Source organism: Synechococcus sp. W70.1 (genome assembly GCF_047461515.1).
GTDB lineage: Bacteria > Cyanobacteriota > Cyanobacteriia > Thermostichales > Thermostichaceae > Thermostichus.
This window is the reverse complement of record NZ_JANSHH010000025.1, coordinates 1-17,868: the sequence shown is the minus strand read 5'-3', so window position 1 is coordinate 17,868 and position 17,868 is coordinate 1. Positions and strand designations below refer to the sequence as shown.

Here is a 17,868-nt window from a genome sequence, read left to right as displayed (position 1 = left end):
AAAAGCCTACAGCTTTTGTCCTCGGGCAAGTCGAGATGGCTCAAACTAGGGGGCTGGGTTTTGCCGCCAAGCCCAAGTGGGCAACGGCCTCGGCCAAAGCGGCCTCTCGGCTTTCCACAAACCGCTCCGCCGGTAGGGGCAAACGTAGGCTTTCCAAGCGCTGCCGGATGCGGCCTCTGGCGCCGACGATCCACACCTGTTTGCCGCGATCTAGGGCCTCGCGAATGGCATTTTCCAGGGAGAGGGTCGCCGAAACCCCCAGCATCGGCACATCCGATAGGTCCACCACCAAAGCTTGGCAGGAGGCTACCGCCTGATATTGGCGGGAAATGGCCTGGGAAACCCCGAAGATCATCGGGCCGCTCAAGTAAAACAACAGCACCTGGCCGCGGCCCTGGCGCAGCAATTCCTTTTCCCGCGGGGTGAGGTCTACGGCATCGTCCGCATCGGTAATGGCTTTCACCTCTTCCGACTGAAGCTCGCTCAGGCGCTGGATGGTGAGCAAGTTGGCCACGAACACCCCCACTCCCACGGCGGCGATGAGATCCACAAACACGGTCATGAACATCACCCCGTACATAATGGCTGCCCCTTTGAGGGAGAGGCGGTGGGCCCGCTTCAGGAAGCTCCAGTCGAGGATGTCCACCCCCACCTTGAAAGCAATCCCCGCCAGCACGGCCATCGGGATCCCTTGGGTCAGGGGAGCGGCAAACAGCACCACCATCAAGAGGATGAGGGCGCGGAGGATACCGGCCAAGGGAGTACGTCCCCCCGACTGGATATTTACCACCGTGCCCATGGTGGCGCCGGCCCCCGGCAAGCCCCCCAGGAAGCCAGAGACCAGGTTGGCAATTCCCTGCCCAATCAGCTCTTGGTCAGAGTCGTGGCGGGTGCGCGTGAGGTTGTCGGCAATCACCGCCGTCAAGAGGGTATCGATGCAGCCCAGCATGCCCAGCACCACCCCGTCCAACACCAGGCTGGCCAAGGCAGCAAAGGGCAGCTGCGGCCATTGCACCTGCGGCAAGCCGGTGGGGATGGGGCCAATGCGCCGCAAATCCCAATCCGCCATGAACAAGCTGGCCACCAACGTTCCCAACACCAGGGCCACCAGCTGGGGCGGCACCGCCCGCCGCCAAGGCTTGGGATAGCCAAAAAGGATTGCCAGCGTTAGCAGACCTAACCCCAGTTCCGGCACCTTGAGGTTGAGCAGGTAGGTCGGCAGGTTCCGCACGGCCCCGATGACTCCCCCCTGGCTAGCGTGGCCCAACAGCGGCGGGATCTGCAGCAAAATCATGATCCAGCCAATCCCCGACATAAAGCCAGAGATAACGCTATAGGGCATGAGGGTAATGTATTTGCCCAGCTTCAGGGATCCAAACACGATCTGAAACAGCCCCCCCAGCATGACCACCGTGAAGGCCGGCGCCAGCCCCTGCTCGGGATAGCGGGCGGTAACCTTGGCAATGACTGCTGTCATCATCACCGTCATCGGCCCGGTGGGCTCGGAGATGAGGGTGGGGGTACCGCCGAACAGGGCCGCAAAAAAGCCCACACACACCGCCCCGTAAAGACCTGCCACTGGCCCCGCCCCGGAAGCTACTCCAAAGGCTAGGGCCATTGGCAAGGACACAATTGCCGTCGTCAGGCCACCGAAGAGATCCCCGCGCCAGTTTTCTAGACTTAAACGCTGACGCCAGCCCCTTAGAAGATTGCCTCCGCCAGCCTGTACCATACCTTGCCACTCTCAACGCTATAGGCAGCCTATCATTGAGGGTTACCCTAAGGCTAAGTTAGAGAATAGACTTTTACCTATGAACTTCTTCAGGGATCCCCGAGCAGCCTCGGCGGGAAGCTCCTCACAAGGCCGATGGTAGACTGAGACTAGGGCTACCTTGCCTGCGTCAAGCTAACTGGCATTCTTCCCATCCCATGAGCGACAATGAGTTGGCCGCGCGCATCATCTCCACTGACCTGCAGCGGGAGATGACGCAGTCCTACCTGGAATACGCCATGAGCGTTATTGTCGGGAGGGCTTTGCCAGACGCGCGGGATGGCCTCAAGCCGGTGCATCGTCGCATCCTCTATGCCATGTACGAGTTGGGCCTGACGGCGGATCGGCCCTTTCGCAAGTGCGCTCGGGTGGTGGGGGATGTAATCGGGAAATACCATCCCCACGGGGATCAGGCAGTTTACGAGGCCCTGGTGCGCATGGCCCAGGATTTCTCCATGCGGGAGCGCCTGGTGGATGGGCACGGCAACTTCGGCTCCATTGACAACGATCCGCCAGCGGCCATGCGCTACACCGAGTGCCGTCTCACGGCCTTTGCCCAAGAAGCCCTGCTGCAGGACCTCGACGCCAACACCGTTGACTTTGTCGACAACTACGACGGATCCCAGCAAGAGCCGCTGGTGCTGCCGGCGCGGATCCCGCAGTTGCTGCTGAACGGCTCTTCCGGTATTGCCGTGGGCATGGCCACCAACATTCCCCCCCACAACCTGGGAGAGCTGGTGGACGGCCTGATTGCCCTCATCGAAAACCCCAACCTGAGCAGCCTGGAGTTAATGCAGTGGATCCCTGGGCCAGACTTTCCCACGGGCGGGCTGATCCTGGGCCAGGAGGGCATCCGCGAAGCCTACGCCACCGGGCACGGCTCCATCACGCTGCGCGGCGTGGCCACCATCGAAACCCTCGAGCAGCCGGGCCGGCCGGCGCGGGAGGCCATTGTCATCACCGAGCTGCCCTACCAGACCAACAAGGCAGCCATGATTGAAAAAATTGCCGAGTTGGTTAATGAGAAAAAACTGGAGGGCATTGCCGACATCCGCGACGAGAGCGACCGCAGGGGCATGCGGGTAGTCATTGAGCTGAAGCGGGATGCCCAGCCCCAGGTGGTGCTCAACAACCTCTACAAACAGACCCCCCTGCAGACCAGCTTTGGGGTCAACATGCTGGCCATCCTCAACGGCAGGCCCTGCACCTTGACGTTGCGGGACGCGCTCCAGACTTTTCTGGACTTTCGGGTAGAGCTCATCGAGCGGCGCACCCGCCACGAGCTGCAGAAAGCCGAGGAGCGAGCTCACCTGTTGCAGGGGTACCTTGTGGCTTTGGGGCAGCTGGATCGGGTCATTGCTCTCATTCGGGAAGCAGCTGATCCTGCCACCGCCCGAACCGAGCTGCAGAGCCAACTGGGGCTAAGTGAAGTGCAGGCCGAAGGCATCCTCCAAATGCAACTGCGCCGCCTCACGGCCCTGGAAGCCGAGAAGATCCAGGCCGAGCACGAGGACTTGCTGCGGCAAATTGCCGATTTGCGGGACATTCTCACGCGGCGGGAACGGGTGATGCAGATTATCCGCGAGGAGCTGTTGCAGCTCAAAGCCCGCTTTGGGAGCCCGCGCCGCTCCCGCTTTTGCCTGGAGGACAGTGAGCTGGAGGTGGCCGATCTCATCGAAAACCGCGAGATGGTCATCTTCCTCACGGAACAGGGCTACATCAAGCGCATGGACCTCGAAGAGTTTCGGGTGCAAGGACGAGCTACCCGCGGCAAGGCTGGCGCCCGCATCAAAGAAGACGATGCCATTGCCCAATTTTTTGCCTGTTGCAGCCACGACACCCTTCTCTTTTTCACCAATCAGGGGGTGGCCTATACTCTGCCCGCCTACCAGATCCCCCAAGGGAGCCGCACCGCCCGCGGCAGTGCCATTGTCCAGTTGCTGCCGCTGAGCCGGGAAGAGCGGGTTACCTCGATGGTGCCCGTAGGCGAGTTTAGCGAGGACGAATACCTGGTGATGCTCACGCGCAGGGGGTACATCAAAAAAACGGCCCTCAGCGCCTTTGCCAACGTTCGCTCCAATGGCCTGATTGCCATTTCTCTTGAAGAAGGTGACGAGTTGTGCTGGGTGCGCCGTGCCCGCCCGGCTGACGACGTGGTCATGGCAACTCGCCAGGGCATGGGCATTCGCTTCCGGGCTGACGACGAGCAACTGCGTCCCCTGGGGCGGCCGGCTCGCGGTGTGCGGGCCATTACCCTCAACGCCGGCGACGCCATCGTCAGCATGGATATTCTCTCTGCCGAGTCGGTGAGGGCTGCTGAGCAAGAGGGAGAGCGGCTAGCCAATCCCTGGGTGCTGGTCATCACCAAGGAAGGTCGGGGCAAGCGCTTGGCCATTGACCATTTCCGCCAGCAAAACCGTGGCGGCAAGGGGGTGATCGCCACCAAGTTCCGCCAGGCGTCGGATGAGCTAGCGGCCCTGCGCATCGTCAATGCCGAGGACGAGATCCTCTTGGTCACTGCCAGGGGCATGGTCATGCGCCAGCTGGCTAAGGCCATTCCTGCCCAGTCCCGCGAGGCAACGGGTGTGCTGGTGCAGCGCCTGGATCCCGAGGACAGCATCGTCGGGGTAACCGTGGTGCCGGCCTCATTTGTCGGGGATCCCTCGCCCTAGAGCTCCGGCTGCTTTTAGGTACGGCATTTGCCGCCTCAAAAGGGTGGGATCCCGTACCGAGGGCGGCAAGGTGTAGGTGGTAAGCTGGGCATAGCCCAAATTGGGGGAGCGGCAAGAGCCTGACGGATCAGGCAAGCCATCCCGTTGGGCTTTAGTTGCTGTGTTTGGGGAGCTTGGTAACTCCATGTCCAGCCCAATCAACTTCATTCCTGGCTTTGAGGCTGTGCCAACGCCTAGCCCCAACAACCGGCTCTGGCAATACCTGCAGGCGCAGGATCCCAGCGTTTTTCAGGATATTGCCCGCAATTCTTCTCCAGAAGTGCTAGAGATCTTGGGCTATAACATCCGCAGCCTGCTGGGCAGTCTGCCGTCCGACCAATTTGGCGTTCAAATCGTTACCAACCGTGAAAGTTTGGCAAAGATGCTCTCTGGAGCGATGATGGGGGGCTATTTTCTGCGGGTGATGGAGCAGCGCCTGGCCCTGGAGCAGTCTCTGGGCAACTCACCCGCTGCCATCGACGCCTCCCAGGCCTCCAGCGCGGATCAACCTTCGCCAGCAGAAGGCGAAAGCGCTCAGTAGCCGGGGGCTAGGCTTTGTCGGCCCGCAGCTCAGTCCACCCTCTGGTGCCACCAAGGACATTCAAGGCATCCCAGCACAGCCGCCCGCTGCGGCGAATTTTAGTCTGCCCGGATAGCTTCAAGGGATCCCTGACGGCTAAGGCCGCCGCAGAGAGCATCTCCCGGGGCCTCCGCCAGGTCTTGCCCGAGGCGGAGGTGGAGCTGCTCCCCCTAGCCGATGGGGGAGAGGGCACGCTGGAAGTATGGCTAGCGGCGCTAGGGGGCGAGAAGAAAGGCCTATGGGTCACTAGCCCCCTAGGGGATCCCGTCTGGGCCGAGTACGGGGTGGCAGGGAAGCGGGCGCTGCTGGAAATAGCCCAGGTGGCGGGCCTGACCTTGCTACCCCCCGAGCGGCGGGATCCTACCCGCACCACCACCTACGGTCTGGGGGAGTTGGTGCGGGTTGCCTGTCGGGAGCCCGTTGCCGAGATCTGGATAGGGCTGGGGGGATCCGCCACCGTGGATGCAGGAGCAGGCATGGCCCAAGCCTTGGGCTATCGCCTCTTGGATGAAGCGGGGGATCCTCTTGCCTGGGGCGGGGGAGAGTTGGCCCGGCTGGCACGCATCGAGCCACCTGAGCAGCCGGTCTGGCAGGGCAAGCGCATCCGCAGCCTCTGCGACGTGCAAAATCCCCTCACCGGCCCGCTGGGGGCAGCCGCCGTCTTTGCCCCTCAGAAGGGAGCCACCCCCCAGCAGGTGCAGCAATTGGAGCAAGCGCTGCAGCGTTGGGCTGAAGTGGTCAAGCGCGACCTGGGTCGGGCAGTGGAGGGGATCCCTGGTGCTGGCGCTGCCGGTGGGTTAGGAGCAGGGCTGGTGGCCTTTTTGGGGGCCACCCTGGAGTCCGGGATCCAGCTTTTGGCTCAGCAGTTGAACCTGGCGGAGCGCATCCGTCGCTCTGATCTCGTGGTCACCGGCGAGGGCCGCTTTGACGAACAAAGCACCATGGGCAAAGTGGTAGGGGTGGTGCTGCAGCAGGCTAGGGCAGCCCAGAAGCCTCTCTTGATTCTCTGTGGCCAGGCCTCCCCCGCCGCCCGCACCGACTTGGCAGTCGAGTCCCACCCCATCCGGGTAGGCGCTCTCTGTGACTGGATCCCGGATGTAGCTGAAGCCCAGCGCCAGGCCAGCCATTACCTAGAGCAGCTGGCTGCTCAAGAGTTGCGGACCTTTTGCCAGCTATAATGCTTGAATCGTAACTCTAGGAAGCCATGGCCAGAATTGAGTTTTCTCCCGGCATTGAGGAAGTACCCACCCAGGTACGGCTGCTGAAATCCAAGACTGGCAGCCGGGGATCTGCCATTTTTCGCTTCGAGGAGTTGAAGACAGATACGCAAAACATCCTCGGCATGCGGATGATTGACGAGGAGGGGGAGCTAACTACCCGCAACATCACGGCCAAGTTCCTCAACGGGGAATTCAAAGCCCTGGAGGTAGTCTACGACATGGAAACCGAAGCCGAGTGGGAGCGCTTCCTGCGCTTTATGGAGCGCTTCTCGGCAACTCACCAGATGGGCAGGGCCTAAATTCTGCCGGACTGGTGTTTGGCCTTGGATCCCCTCGCCTCTTCAACCGAGGGCTGCGGTAGCGGGGGGCGGCGCTTGTGCCAGTCAGTGCTCTGCTCGTAGGCATAGGCCACCCGCAGCACCTTGCTCTCTTGCAAGACGTTGCCGATGATCTGCAGGCCAATGGGCAGGCCGTCGGCAAAGCCACAGGGCAAGCTCAGCGCTGGCAAGCCCGCCAAATTGACGGGGATTGTCATCAGGTCGCACAGGTACATGCTCAAAGGATCCGCCCGCTCCCCCGCTTTGAAGGCTGGCGTGGGGGTGGTGGGGCTGACCAATACGTCCACCTTCTCAAAAGCCCTGAGGAAATCCTGCTTGATTAGGGTGCGCACCTTTTGAGCTTTTAGGTAATAGGCGTCGTAGTAGCCGGCTGAGAGGGCATAGGTGCCAAGCATAATGCGCCGCTTCACCTCCGGCCCAAAGCCACGGGCGCGCGTCTTGCCATACATAGCCAAGAGGGAGTCGGCAGGCTCCCGCAGGCCGTACTTGACCCCGTCGTAGCGGGCCAGATTGGAAGAAGCTTCCGAAGGGGCAATGATGTAATAGGTAGCCAGGCCATAGCGAAAGCTGGGACAGTCAATCTCCAGGATCTCGGCCCCCAGCTCCTCTAGGTGTTGGATGGCTGCTTGCACGGCAGCGCGGGTCTCTTCCCCACACCCTTCTCCCAGCAGGTCGCGGATGACTCCAATCTTGAAGCCTTTGATCTCGGGGATCAGGGCCTGGCTATAGTCCGGGATCTCCACCCTAAGGCTAGTGGAGTCCAGGGGGTCGTGGCCGGCAATCCCCTGCAGCAGCAGGGCCACATCCTCCACCGTGCGCCCAAAGGGCCCCACCTGATCCAAAGACGAGGCAAAGGCCACTAGCCCATAGCGGGAGACCAGCCCATAGGTAGGCTTGAGGCCGACCACGCCACAAAAAGCTGCCGGCTGGCGGATCGATCCCCCCGTATCGGATCCCAAGGCCACCACCGCTTGGTCTGCCGCCACCGCTGCTGCCGACCCCCCCGAGGATCCCCCCGGCACCCGCGTCAGATCCCAGGGGTTGGCCGTGCGCTGAAAGGCCGAGTTTTCCGTGGAGCTGCCCATGGCAAACTCGTCCAGATTGGTCTTGCCCACCATCACCATGCCGGCTGCTGCCAGCCGCGCCGTCACCGTCGACTCGTAGGGTGGAATGAACCCCTCCAGGATCCTGGAAGCGCAGGTGGTGCGGATCCCTTGGGTGCAGAGGTTGTCCTTGACAGCCAAGGGGATCCCGGCCAAAGGGCCGATCTCCTCCCCGGCGCGAATGCGGGCATCCACGGCTCTAGCTTGTTGCAGGGCCAGCTCCTCCGTGACGGTAATGAAGCTCTTAAGCTGCGGCTCCAGTTGGTGCAGGCGATCTAGGTATTCGCGGGCAATCTCCTCGGCAGAGCGCTCTTTGGCTACCAACTGGCGGTGGAGGGTGCGGATGACAGACATAGACCAACTTGCAAGGAAGGGCAAATGCCAATTGGAGGGCTTGGGCTACCGCCGTTCCAAAAAGTCGCGGCGCAGATCTCGGATCTCTTGCCGCATCTCTCTCATCTCTTTCGCCATCTCGTCAGTGCGGCGCTCCAGCGCTTCCGTGCGGCGTTCCAGGGCTTCGGTGCGGCGCTCAATAGCCCGGGTGCGCTCGTCAAAGCGATCCAGGGCCTCGCGGAAAAACTGCGCCAGCATCGCCTGTCCTTCCCGCAGCTCTTGAATCAAAACCTGCTGGTTCTGCTGGACAAGGCGCAGCTCCCGCTGGGCAGCTTGCAACTCTTTTTGGGAGGCTTGCAGCTCTCTTTGGGAGGCTTGCAACTCTTGGATGGCTTGAATCAGCCACTGTTCTTGCTCAGGTGTCATGGTTACTGAAGCACTACGGAATAAGGAAATCCTACCACCCCTCTCTTGCTGGGAGAGGGGCCAGGGGTGAGGGCGATGGAGAGTAGGGAACTCGAATCCCTGACCTCTGCGGTGCGATCGCAGCGCTCTACCAACTGAGCTAACTCCCCGTGCCTTTACTAGGATAACCTGAATCGGCAGCCAAGATCTCCCCCGCCTGCAACTCTAGCTCTACAAAAACCTTTGAGGGCACCCGCTCGGATCCCTTTAGCTCCAGCAGGTCGTACCAGCCTTCATAGAGCAGCAGCAGGCTTACTTTCTCTTCCAAAGGGTCCACAATCCAGTACTCACCAATCCCCAAGACGCAGTACTCCGCCCGCTTGGCCCGGTAGTCTGCTGCCCGGCTGGACTCGCTCACCACCTCCACCACCAATAGCGGCGGCGGGTCTTCTAGACGAATCAACGCCTCTCGGGATCCCATCTCCTGCCACTGCTGCAAAGGCAGCACCACCACATCCGGGATCCGCACCGTATCCCAGCGGTTGCCCCGCGGCGACTGGATCCCTAGGCCGCCCTGGATTGTTGTCCAGGGCAACTGCTGCCGCGCAATCTCTGCCTCGAAAACCTGGCTGAGAAACTTTTGAATCTGCACATGCCGTCCGGTTGGAAGGGCCATAGGAACCAACTCCCCCGCCACCAGCTCATAGCGGCTGTCGCTGCCATCTGAATAAGCAAGGTATTCCGCCAAGCTCAGGCGAGCTGTTGGGGGTGCGGAAACGGATCCCATGGCCAGAGCCATAACTTCTCTGTTGTCATCCTAGCCTTCCAAAATAAAACCCCTTAGGAAGAGGGGCTAGAGGTCGCTTGGGCTAGCGCCGTTCCAGAAAGTCGCGGCGCAGATCCCGGATCTCTTGCCGCATCTCTCTCATCTCTTTCGCCATCTCGTCAGTGCGGCGCTCCAACGCTTCCGTGCGGCGTTCCAGGGCTTCGGTGCGGCGCTCAATAGCCCGGGTGCGTTCGTCAAAGCGATCCAGGGCCTCGCGGAAAAACTGGGCCAGCATCGCCTGCCCCTCGCGCAGTTCCTGAATAAGAAGCTGCTGGTTTTGTTGGACAAGGCGCATTTCTTGCTGGGCAGCTTGCAACTCTTGGACGGCACGGATTAGCCACTGCTCTTGCTCAGGTGTCATCGATCGCTAGCGGGTGTTGAGGTGCTACAGAAATCATACCGCCCTAAACCTCTCGCTCTGGGAGAGGGGCTGCTCAAAGCAAAACCCCCCTTCCTTAGGAAGAGGGGCCAAGGGTAGGGACGGAAACTCAAGCTCGATCAGTAAAGGGCTTCTTCTTGGTGGGTGATGATGGTGCAGTCAGAGGTAGGGTAAGCTACGCAGGTCAGCACATAGCCCTGGGCGATCTGGTCGTCATCCAGGAAGGATTGATCGCTTTGATCCACCGTGCCGCTCACCAGCTTGCCAGCACAGGTCGAGCAGGCTCCGGCGCGGCAGGAGTAGGGCAGGTCGATCCCTTGTTCCTCCGCCACGTCCAGAATGTACTCGTCGTCCGCCACATTGATGGTGACGTCCAGGCCCCGCTCTTCGTTGATCAACCGAACTTTGTAGACAGTCATCCTGCTTGGGTCTCCAGAAAAAACGTCCACTCCTCATCCTGCCACCCTTCTGCTCCGGATCAAGCACTATTTGGTAAGGAAGTAGGCAGATCTTCGGATTTTTTACAAAGGGATCACCCGCCCTTCCAGAGCCTTCCTTCGGCAGGGCCACTCTGTGGGGGCAGGGCTCGGCCTTGACCAGGCCCTCAGGGATCCCAGAAAAAAAGGGCAAGACTTGCCAAGTTGGGCAGATCTGACGGTATGATTTACGAAGTAGCTAGAGCAAGCGCCGAACAGGCGTGTATGCGTCTCCCACCCGACCGTCGAGCCTGAGGCCTTGAGTTGCTTCAGGTCAGGTGATCGGGTAAGGTAAGGGAAGTGTTCAGCCGAACCCTACTTTTTTGGTTAAGAGGAGAAAAATGAACGGAACAATGCAGAGGTGGCTGCTGAAGTCACTTGGTTCTCTGACCTTGGCGTCTGCCGTGGTGCTCTTGCCCGTGATTCTAACGGGCTGCGGTGAAAGCAGTACTAGCCCAACTGTGCCGGTGCCTCCGCCCCCGCCGCCCCCGCCTCCCCCGCCTCCCCCAGCACCAACTCCTACGCCGACTCCCACGCCAACCCCGCCAGCAGGAACAGTTAGAGTTACGCCCGAAACCGACATTAACCGGATTATCGCCACTTCTGATCGCACCCAGCCTCTCACGCTTGTCCTGCAGCCAGGCGTCTATCGCCAGAACATCGTGATCAACCGCAGCAACGTTACGGTGCGCGGTGCCACTGGCTTGGTGGGCGATGCTATTGTGGTGGGTGCAGAGAGCGGCGCTCCTGTTCAGGTCACTAGCAATGCCAGTGGCGTTGTTCTGGAGAACTTCAGCATTCTCAACACCCGCTCCCTGGCACCGATTGAGTACGGCATTAACGCTGAGGAGGCCACAGAAGTTACTGTTACGGGCGTTGACATCGTTCTCTTCCCCACAGTAACCACTCCAGCTTCCCGTGGGGTAGCCATTGGCTTTGGCTCAGCTGCTGCTGGCGTCACCTCTAAGAACCTGACAGTAACCCGCTCCAACCTCTTTGTGGCTGGCGCAGCTAACTCAGCGGGTATTCGCATTGCCGGCGACAACGCAGGCATCAACCTGCGGGTGGAGAACAACAACATCTTCTTGGGCTACGCCGCAGCTCCCGATGGCGTGCAAACTCAGTTGATTAACTTGGTGCCGCAGGATGTGGGTGCGGGCTCGGCGGCTATTTTCATTGAGCCTGCCGTTACAGGGCTGAGCTTGGTGGCCTTTGCTGGCAACACCATTACTCCCAGAACCCCAACGGCTAACGTCTACGCCATTCGCGACGAGCGAGGCAGCGGCCTCAATGCCGTGGAGCGCCGTGACATCGTTGCTAGAAACACGGGCTTGGTGTTTAACAGCAACACCAGCAACATTTACCTCTCCATTACCCGCGCCATTGCTGAGGCAGCAGGTCCTAACCAGACAGTAACGGCTGGTCCTGGATCCTTTGAGGATGAGGGCGAGATTGTTCTGCCTGCCGACAAGCCTGGCTTGACCTTGAACTCCGTTGATGGCACGAGCACAGTGCAGTCAGTCAAGATCCTGGCCGCTGATGCCACGTTGGGCGGAACGGAGGGCAACGGCTTCCGGATTACTGGCATTTCCCCAGATCCGGACGCTGCTGGTGGGGTGGCTGCAGCTTACCAAGTAGCCATTGGCGAGTGTGACCTAGCCAACCTCACCACCCGCAACGTAAAAGTCTCCTTCAACGATTTCACGCGGCCTCCTACGCAGGCGGGTCCGGCGGGTCCCTACGTCTCTGTGCAAATCTGCGACTTCTCGCAGGCGGAGGTTTACGGAAACCTGCTGCGCGGCTTCACCGTTGCTGGCGTACATGTGGTGGCGGCTGATTCAAACGCGGTAACCATTCGCGAGAACACCTTTGAGCCTGCGATTGGCAGCCCGAACTTCATTGCGGCCATTGTGGATCGGCAGACTCTGGAACCGGGAACGCGGGTTCCTTTCGCCACGGCTTCGGTGAGGGGCAACACCTTCCGCCTCCAAGGCGTTCGGGCGGCCGTCTACGCTCGTCCTGGTCTTGACCTCACGCCAACCGCGGCGGGGGCGCTGGGCGGAGAAGGCACCATTCTCAAGGCTTTCTTCAACAACACCATCACGCCCACGCCCATTCCTGGCTTTGTCGTGTGCGGTCGCCAAGAAAGCTTGACGGGAGCCCCGGGCAACCTTCAGAACTTCTTGGATAGCCCGCAGCAACAGCAGCAACAGCAGCAACAGCAACTAGCTCCTTTCACCTCTACTGTCTTTGGCAGGGTGTCGGATGCCCTCTGCTCGGCAGTGGGCTTCGGCCCAGGGGCCAGTCTGCAGTTCCGGCCTGGAGGCGCGCCGCCAGCTCAGCCTGGAGACGGGCAGCCACCTCCTCCGCCTCCGCCTCAGCCTGGCGGTGTGAGGATCACTATCCCAGGCCTGCCTGCCAACGCGACGGTGACGGTGACGGGGCCAGGAGGTACCCCCGAGATTGCCAGGTCCACCTCCGTGGCTGGAGACGAGGCTATCTTCCAAGAACAATCCATCACCATCCCCTTTGGTGGCCAGATTCGGATAACTCCCGCCATTCCTTCACCTAGGCCGATTACGGTCGGCGGTACTAACCTTGGCACCTTTGACAACGAAACTAACCCTGGCAGCACCACCTACTTCAACTTCGGGCCTGCCATTACCGTGACCGCGAACTAGCTCTTGTCTAGTCTGGCAACGGCGGCCTGCTGCTATTGGGCTGACGGAGTTGCTTGGTGGTGGCAGGTCGCTTTCTCCAGCTCGCCTGGCTTGCGCATCTCCCTGTCCAGAAGTTTTCCTGTTGTATTTTTGGCCGCTGTCTGGGTAAGCTTATTGACAGATAGGCTTCGTGAGTTCACCTGGAGTGAGTCGGGCTGCGCTGGCCAAGGCTTCAACCGGTTGTAGAGTCTTTTTCTGGGAGATTCGACGACGATGTCTAACCGTAACCTCAAGCACAGCTTGCGTTCCACGCTGGCTTCCTTGGCGCTGGCTTCTTCTCTAACCGGGGTGGTAGCCGCTTGCTCTGCCGATACACCCACTGTTACGCAGGTTCCCTCGAGCATCTCTGTCCAGGCTCCTGAAGCGGCTACGGCTGAGGGTGTCTCCTTCTACTACGAGGGGACGAAGACTTCCGTCAAAATTACGGACGCAGCAGTCCTTTTTGCCGCCTGCACTCTCAACACTAGCGACACAACCAAGATCGTAGGTTTTGTCAACAACACGCTTAAAGCAGGGCCGATTAAGGAGATTGATGTCACTGGGCTAGGTGACCCGCTGAAGCCCGCTATCTCTGACTTCACGGGCGACGGCAGAGTTGACTGCAGCGATGCGGCGGTGCTGTTTGCCGTAGCCACGTTGGGCACGGGGGCGCCTGCGGCCAGGGTTAACGACTTTTTGTCCGGCACCCTGAAGCTTCCCGGGGTGAATGTTACTCAAACTCAGTTGGATACCTTCTTCAAGACTTCAGCAACACAGACCCCGACGCCCACGCCCACGCCTACGCCCACGCCCACGCCGACGAGCAATGCACTCCAGGTCACCCCTGACAGTTTGAAGCTGCCGAGCGGCTCCAGCCAAAGCGTGACGGTGTCGTTGCCCAGTGCGCCAACAGGGAATGTGACAGTAACGGTGACGCCTTCTAGCGGCATTACAGCTACCCCAGCGACCCTGACTTTTGCTCCCACTGTTTTCAGCGGCACGGTGACGGTGGGCAGCACGGCGGCCCCAGGCACGACTGGCACCGTCAAGTTCTCTGCTCCGGGCTATGCGGATGGAGTGGTCAATGTTACGGTTGACCAATCGACCAACCTTGTGGTGAATCCTGCCAGCCTGAGCATTCCTGCCAATGGGGCAGCGTCGTTTACGGTCAAGCTGGCCAAAGCCCCGACAGCGCCGGTGACGGTAACGGTGACGACTTCTACGTCTGACCTGGCCACCACTCCGGCTTCCCTGATCTTTTCGCCGGCCAACTTCAACATCAACCAGACGGTTTTGGTGAACGCTGGACAGAGGGCCGTTCCAGGAGCGCAATCGGTTTTCTTGGATGCGGGGCCGTTGGGTCAGCTCAACCTGCCGGTAACCATTACCCCCATCTCGAATACGACTTTCTTCATCGATCCTGTGAATGGGAACAACGCCTTCCCGGGCACAGCGGCCCAGCCTTGGCAGACTGTTGAGGCTGTTTTGGACATTAACCAAAATCCAGGTTCGAGAGTGGCGGCGGTGGCCAACGCGGGCAATAACGTGGTGGTTACTATTTTGGGTGGAACCAATACTGAGCGGCCTAATGTTAACATTGTCACACCGAATTTGTTGGCCGGCTCGGTAACGGTGCTGCAAGCTCCATTCCCGAAGACGTTTACGTTGGATCTGGCGACTAATACTAAAACACTGACCCTGAACAAGGGCTACAAGCTGCAGGATATCAACATTCTCACCAACGTCGGTGGACCGGCAATAACAATCAATGATCCAACGGCTGGGCTAGCCAGTGTGGATGTCAAGTGTAGTGGGGCTGGTGTCTGCGTGGATGTTGCGGGAGCTGGCTCCCATATCCTTAGGGATGTGAGGGTTGATGTGAATGATGATAGTGCGAATAACGTTGGCATTAGGAGTAATAATGCCAATGTCAACCTCAGCATTATCGGTGGCAGAGTTCGGACTATTGATATTAATAACGCGGCTAACAACCCTGTCATTTTGATCGATTCCAAGGGGGTTCTGACTGTTACGGGCTTGACGGTGGATATGACTAACGACGGGCACGCGCAAGCCAGTACAGGTATCCTAATCCGACCCGAGGCTCGCACATCCTCGGTTGCCGGCTCCACCATCACTGTGAATAGTGGCCCGGCTGGTCCTGGGAATGAGGCCATAGGTATCGACGTCCGAGGTGAGCAGAGCAGAGTTGAAGGTAACACTTTTATTGGCTCCGGTAACTCAATTGGAGTTAAAGGTTCCAGAAACCTCGCCTCTGATGCTCTTGTCAATAACACCTTTTTGGGAACCTTTGGAGGAGGAAAAGTTGTTCAGTAGTAACTGACGCTGGAAGCTGTTTCCCCCCCTGCCCCCCAGGGGGGCTTTTTTGTAGGCCCCGGTGCTCTGCATTGCCGACACAACCACCCCTTGCCCCTTTCCGGGAAGTCGGGCTGCAACGGCGGGAGAGGAATTGTGGTAGGCTAGCACCAGCTTGCAGGAAAAGGTGAGTATGGCCAAAAGGATTGTCTGGCTGTTGGGGGTAGGACTGGCGCTGGCAGCCTGTTCCGGCAGGGCGCGGGGCCCTTCTCTATGTGTCAATGCCCGCCAGGTAACGGCGGAGGAGGTATTGGCGGCCAAGGGCAAGAATCTCTCCGGCTGCCAGTTGATTGGGGTGGTGCTCGCTAACGCCAAGCTGGCCGGCGCTGATCTGGGCGAGGCGCTGGTGCAGGGGGGAGTCTTCCTGCAGGCGGATCTGTCGGGGGCCAATTTGGCGGGGGCCTATGTGGAAAACACCGCTTTCAACGGGGCCAAGTTGCGGCGGGCCAACTTGCAGAAAGCCAGGTTTCCCGACTCCAGCCTGGCTGAGGCCGACTTGACAGGGGCCAATTTGCAGGAGGCGGATCTGCGGCGGGCCAACCTCAGGGGGGCAATTCTCAAAGGGGCCAAGCTGGAGGGGGCGCTGACGGACGGGGAGACCATCTGCCCCGATGGGGAGCGCGGCCCCTGCCGCTGGTAGGCCAGGGATCCGGCTAGAATGGGATCCTAAGCCGGTGTAGGGAACCCCATGTCGGAGCGGTTGGAGCGGGTGGAGGCCATCTTGGAAGTCCTGGCCCAGCAGACCCTGGCCACTGCCCAGGCCACTGCCCGGAATACAGAAGCCATCGAGCGTCTTTTTGCAGCCACCGCCCAGAACGCAGAGGCCATTGGGCAAGCCTTTGCAGCCATTGGTCAGAACGCAGAGGCCATTGGGCGTGTTTCCACAGTTACTGTCCAGAACACAGAGGCCATTGAGCGTCTTTTCGCAGTCATTGCCCAAAACACAGAGGCGATTGGGCAAGTTTTTGCAGCCATTGCCCAAACTAGGGAGTCCATCGCTGAGCTGCGGGCCAGCATTGCCGAGCTGCGCCAGGTGGTTGAGCAGCAAAACCGCGCCATCAACTACCTCTTGAGCCAAGACTAGGCCCAGAGCTGTGGATCCTCTTCCTTCTGGGCTAGGGTTAGGGAATAATACCCGTTAGTTCTTCCCCAAGCTGGCCGATACTGGGCCAAGACTGCAACCGCTGTCCTAATTCCTACTCACTTTGCTGGAGGTCAGAGAATGTCTAAGCGCAACTTCCCACATAGGCGGCATTTTTCCCTGGCCTCGTTGGTATTGTCTGCTGCTCTGGCCGGGCTAGTGGTGGCCTGTGGCTCTTCCTCAAGGGATCCTCTCACGGTTGCCACGCCCACGCCAACTCCGACCCCCACACCAACACCTGTGCCCACTCCAACCCCTACACCAACTCCAACACCCACCCCCACGCCAACTCCGACCCCCACACCCACGGCAACGCCCACTCCGACACCCATCCCTAGACCAACTCCGACGCCTACGCCCACGCCGACACCTACTCCCACGCCCACTCCAACTCCAACACCCACGCCGACACCGACACCCACCCCCACGCCCACTCCTGCTGGCCCGCGGATTACGATCCCGGGCTTGCCGGCAGGGGCCACAGTAACCATTCGACAAGCAGATGGCACAGTAATTGCCACCTCCACCTCGGTGTCTGGAGATGTGGCTATCTTCCCCACTTCCTTTACCATCCCCTTTGGTGGCCAGATCCGGGTGACTCCCGCCATTCCTTCACCTAGGCCGATTACGGTCGGCGGTACTACCCTTAGCACCTTTGACAACACCACCAACCCTGGCAGCACCACCTACTTCAACTTTGGCCCTGCCATTTCGGTGAACTAGCTTGGGGCTGGCCCTAGAAGGGCAATCGGTTTCCATTCAGGAGGTGCTAGATGGCAACCGGTTGTCTTCTTCTTCAGCTTTGGGAAAGGCACCGTCGCTGTGCTCTTTGAGTGTCCTCTGGGGTATTCTTGACATTAGGGTATCCAGGTTTGTGTTGTTGCTTCCCTGGGGTGAGCTGGGCAGCTCTTGCTAAAGACGTTGACCCCAGCAAGTTTTTGAAGGAGATCTGCCATGGCTTCCCGCAACTCAAAATCCCGCTTTCGTCACCCGATAGCTCCCTTGATTTTGGCTTCCTCCCTCGCAGGAGGAGTGGCGGCTTGTTCCCTTACTTCGGATCCTCCGGCTGTTACTCAGCTTCCCCCGACAATTTCAGCTCAGGCGCCAGAAGCAGCAGTGCAGGGCTCTGAGAGCATTGCTTTCTACTACGACGGGGTAAAGACCTCAGTCACCATCAAGGATGCGGCAGTCCTTTTTGCCGCCTGCACCCTCAACACCAACGACTCCGGGAAGATTGTTAACTTTGTCAATAACACGCTCAAGGTGGGGCCAATTAGGGATGCCGACGTGACGGGGTTGGGCGAGCCGCTTAAGCCCTCTGTTTCCGACTTTACTGACGACGGGGTGGTGGACTGCAAGGATGCGGCGGTTTTGTTTGCGGCAATTTCAACAGGTTTTCCGCCGACGGCCAGTAAGATCAATCCCTTCCTTGCCAATACTCTGAAGCTCAGCGGTGTCAGCGTCACCCAACGGCAGTTGGATACCTTCTTCAGCGAGCCCACGCCGACAC

General features: G+C 59.9%; 16 protein-coding genes, 1 tRNA gene and 1 pseudogene. 10 read left to right on the top strand and 8 right to left on the bottom strand.

The window, feature by feature from the left end; translation table 11 throughout:
- Window positions 1-40 precede the first annotated feature (40 nt).
- Window positions 41-1,732 carry a SulP family inorganic anion transporter gene (locus tag NW808_RS05735; RefSeq protein ID WP_414420580.1) on the bottom strand — a complete coding sequence of 564 codons (1,692 nt, stop codon included), beginning with the start codon at window positions 1,730-1,732 and terminating at the stop codon, window positions 41-43.
- Window positions 1,733-1,929: 197 nt separating this feature from the next.
- On the opposite strand from NW808_RS05735, the gene gyrA reads away from it, so the two are divergent.
- Window positions 1,930-4,443, top strand: a complete 2,514-nt coding sequence (gyrA, locus tag NW808_RS05730) for a DNA gyrase subunit A (RefSeq protein ID WP_414420579.1) — start codon at window positions 1,930-1,932, stop codon at window positions 4,441-4,443.
- On the opposite strand, the gene NW808_RS05725 is transcribed toward gyrA, so the two are convergent.
- A complete protein-coding gene (locus NW808_RS05725) occupies window positions 4,417-4,578 on the bottom strand; it encodes a hypothetical protein (RefSeq protein ID WP_414420578.1) in 162 nt (53 codons plus the stop codon). The genes gyrA and NW808_RS05725 overlap by 27 nt on opposite strands.
- 49 nt (window positions 4,579-4,627) lie before the next feature.
- Between NW808_RS05725 and NW808_RS05720 the strand changes: the two genes are divergently transcribed.
- From NW808_RS05720 to psb28, 3 genes are read left to right on the top strand one after another with little or no spacing between them, the layout of a single operon-like run.
- The gene (locus NW808_RS05720; protein ID WP_414395907.1) at window positions 4,628-5,023 is read left to right on the top strand and encodes a DUF760 domain-containing protein; all 396 of its coding nucleotides are present in this window, start codon (window positions 4,628-4,630) and stop codon (window positions 5,021-5,023) included.
- A 44-nt stretch (window positions 5,024-5,067) separates the two neighbouring features.
- Window positions 5,068-6,240, top strand: a complete 1,173-nt coding sequence (locus NW808_RS05715; RefSeq protein ID WP_414420577.1) for a glycerate kinase — start codon at window positions 5,068-5,070, stop codon at window positions 6,238-6,240.
- Between the two features lie 26 nt (window positions 6,241-6,266).
- Window positions 6,267-6,581: a photosystem II reaction center protein Psb28 gene (gene psb28 / locus NW808_RS05710; RefSeq protein ID WP_414395904.1), complete on the top strand. Its 315-nt coding sequence runs from the start codon at window positions 6,267-6,269 to the stop codon at window positions 6,579-6,581.
- Here the strand turns inward: psb28 and gatA are convergent.
- The 6 genes from gatA to NW808_RS05680 all read right to left on the bottom strand — a co-directional run bounded on the left by gatA (window position 6,578) and on the right by NW808_RS05680 (window position 10,085).
- On the bottom strand, window positions 6,578-8,077 hold the full coding sequence (gene gatA, locus NW808_RS05705; RefSeq protein WP_414420576.1) for an Asp-tRNA(Asn)/Glu-tRNA(Gln) amidotransferase subunit GatA: 1,500 nt from the start codon (window positions 8,075-8,077) through the stop codon (window positions 6,578-6,580). The two genes, psb28 and gatA, sit on opposite strands and share 4 nt — an antisense overlap.
- 45 nt (window positions 8,078-8,122) lie before the next feature.
- A complete protein-coding gene (locus tag NW808_RS05700; RefSeq protein WP_414420575.1) occupies window positions 8,123-8,482 on the bottom strand; it encodes a hypothetical protein in 360 nt (119 codons plus the stop codon).
- Window positions 8,483-8,558: 76 nt separating this feature from the next.
- A tRNA-Ala gene (locus NW808_RS05695) sits at window positions 8,559-8,631 on the bottom strand.
- Window positions 8,622-9,260, bottom strand: coding sequence for a Uma2 family endonuclease (locus NW808_RS05690; protein ID WP_414420574.1), 639 nt, complete (start codon window positions 9,258-9,260; stop codon window positions 8,622-8,624). Before NW808_RS05690 ends, NW808_RS05695 begins: the two co-directional genes overlap by 10 nt.
- Before the next feature lie 70 nt (window positions 9,261-9,330).
- Complete coding sequence (locus tag NW808_RS05685; RefSeq protein ID WP_414420573.1) at window positions 9,331-9,648, bottom strand: hypothetical protein; 318 nt, start codon at window positions 9,646-9,648, stop codon at window positions 9,331-9,333.
- A 137-nt stretch (window positions 9,649-9,785) separates the two neighbouring features.
- Window positions 9,786-10,085, bottom strand: coding sequence for a ferredoxin (locus tag NW808_RS05680; RefSeq protein ID WP_414420572.1), 300 nt, complete (start codon window positions 10,083-10,085; stop codon window positions 9,786-9,788).
- Window positions 10,086-10,483: 398 nt separating this feature from the next.
- On the opposite strand from NW808_RS05680, the gene NW808_RS05675 reads away from it, so the two are divergent.
- The 6 genes and pseudogenes from NW808_RS05675 to NW808_RS05650 form a co-directional block, all read left to right on the top strand.
- Window positions 10,484-12,823 carry a hypothetical protein gene (locus NW808_RS05675; RefSeq protein WP_414420571.1) on the top strand — a complete coding sequence of 780 codons (2,340 nt, stop codon included), beginning with the start codon at window positions 10,484-10,486 and terminating at the stop codon, window positions 12,821-12,823.
- Between the two features lie 252 nt (window positions 12,824-13,075).
- Entirely contained in the window at window positions 13,076-15,178 is a 2,103-nt protein-coding gene (locus NW808_RS05670; RefSeq protein WP_414420570.1) for a hypothetical protein, read from the top strand.
- A 172-nt stretch (window positions 15,179-15,350) separates the two neighbouring features.
- A complete protein-coding gene (locus tag NW808_RS05665) occupies window positions 15,351-15,857 on the top strand; it encodes a pentapeptide repeat-containing protein (RefSeq protein WP_011430277.1) in 507 nt (168 codons plus the stop codon).
- Between the two features lie 48 nt (window positions 15,858-15,905).
- Window positions 15,906-16,301, top strand: a complete 396-nt coding sequence (locus tag NW808_RS05660) for a hypothetical protein (RefSeq protein WP_414420569.1) — start codon at window positions 15,906-15,908, stop codon at window positions 16,299-16,301.
- A 138-nt stretch (window positions 16,302-16,439) separates the two neighbouring features.
- Entirely contained in the window at window positions 16,440-17,081 is a 642-nt protein-coding gene (locus tag NW808_RS05655; protein WP_414420568.1) for a hypothetical protein, read from the top strand.
- 231 nt (window positions 17,082-17,312) lie between these two features.
- Window positions 17,313-17,868, top strand: a pseudogene (locus NW808_RS05650) (hypothetical protein); the annotation flags it as partial.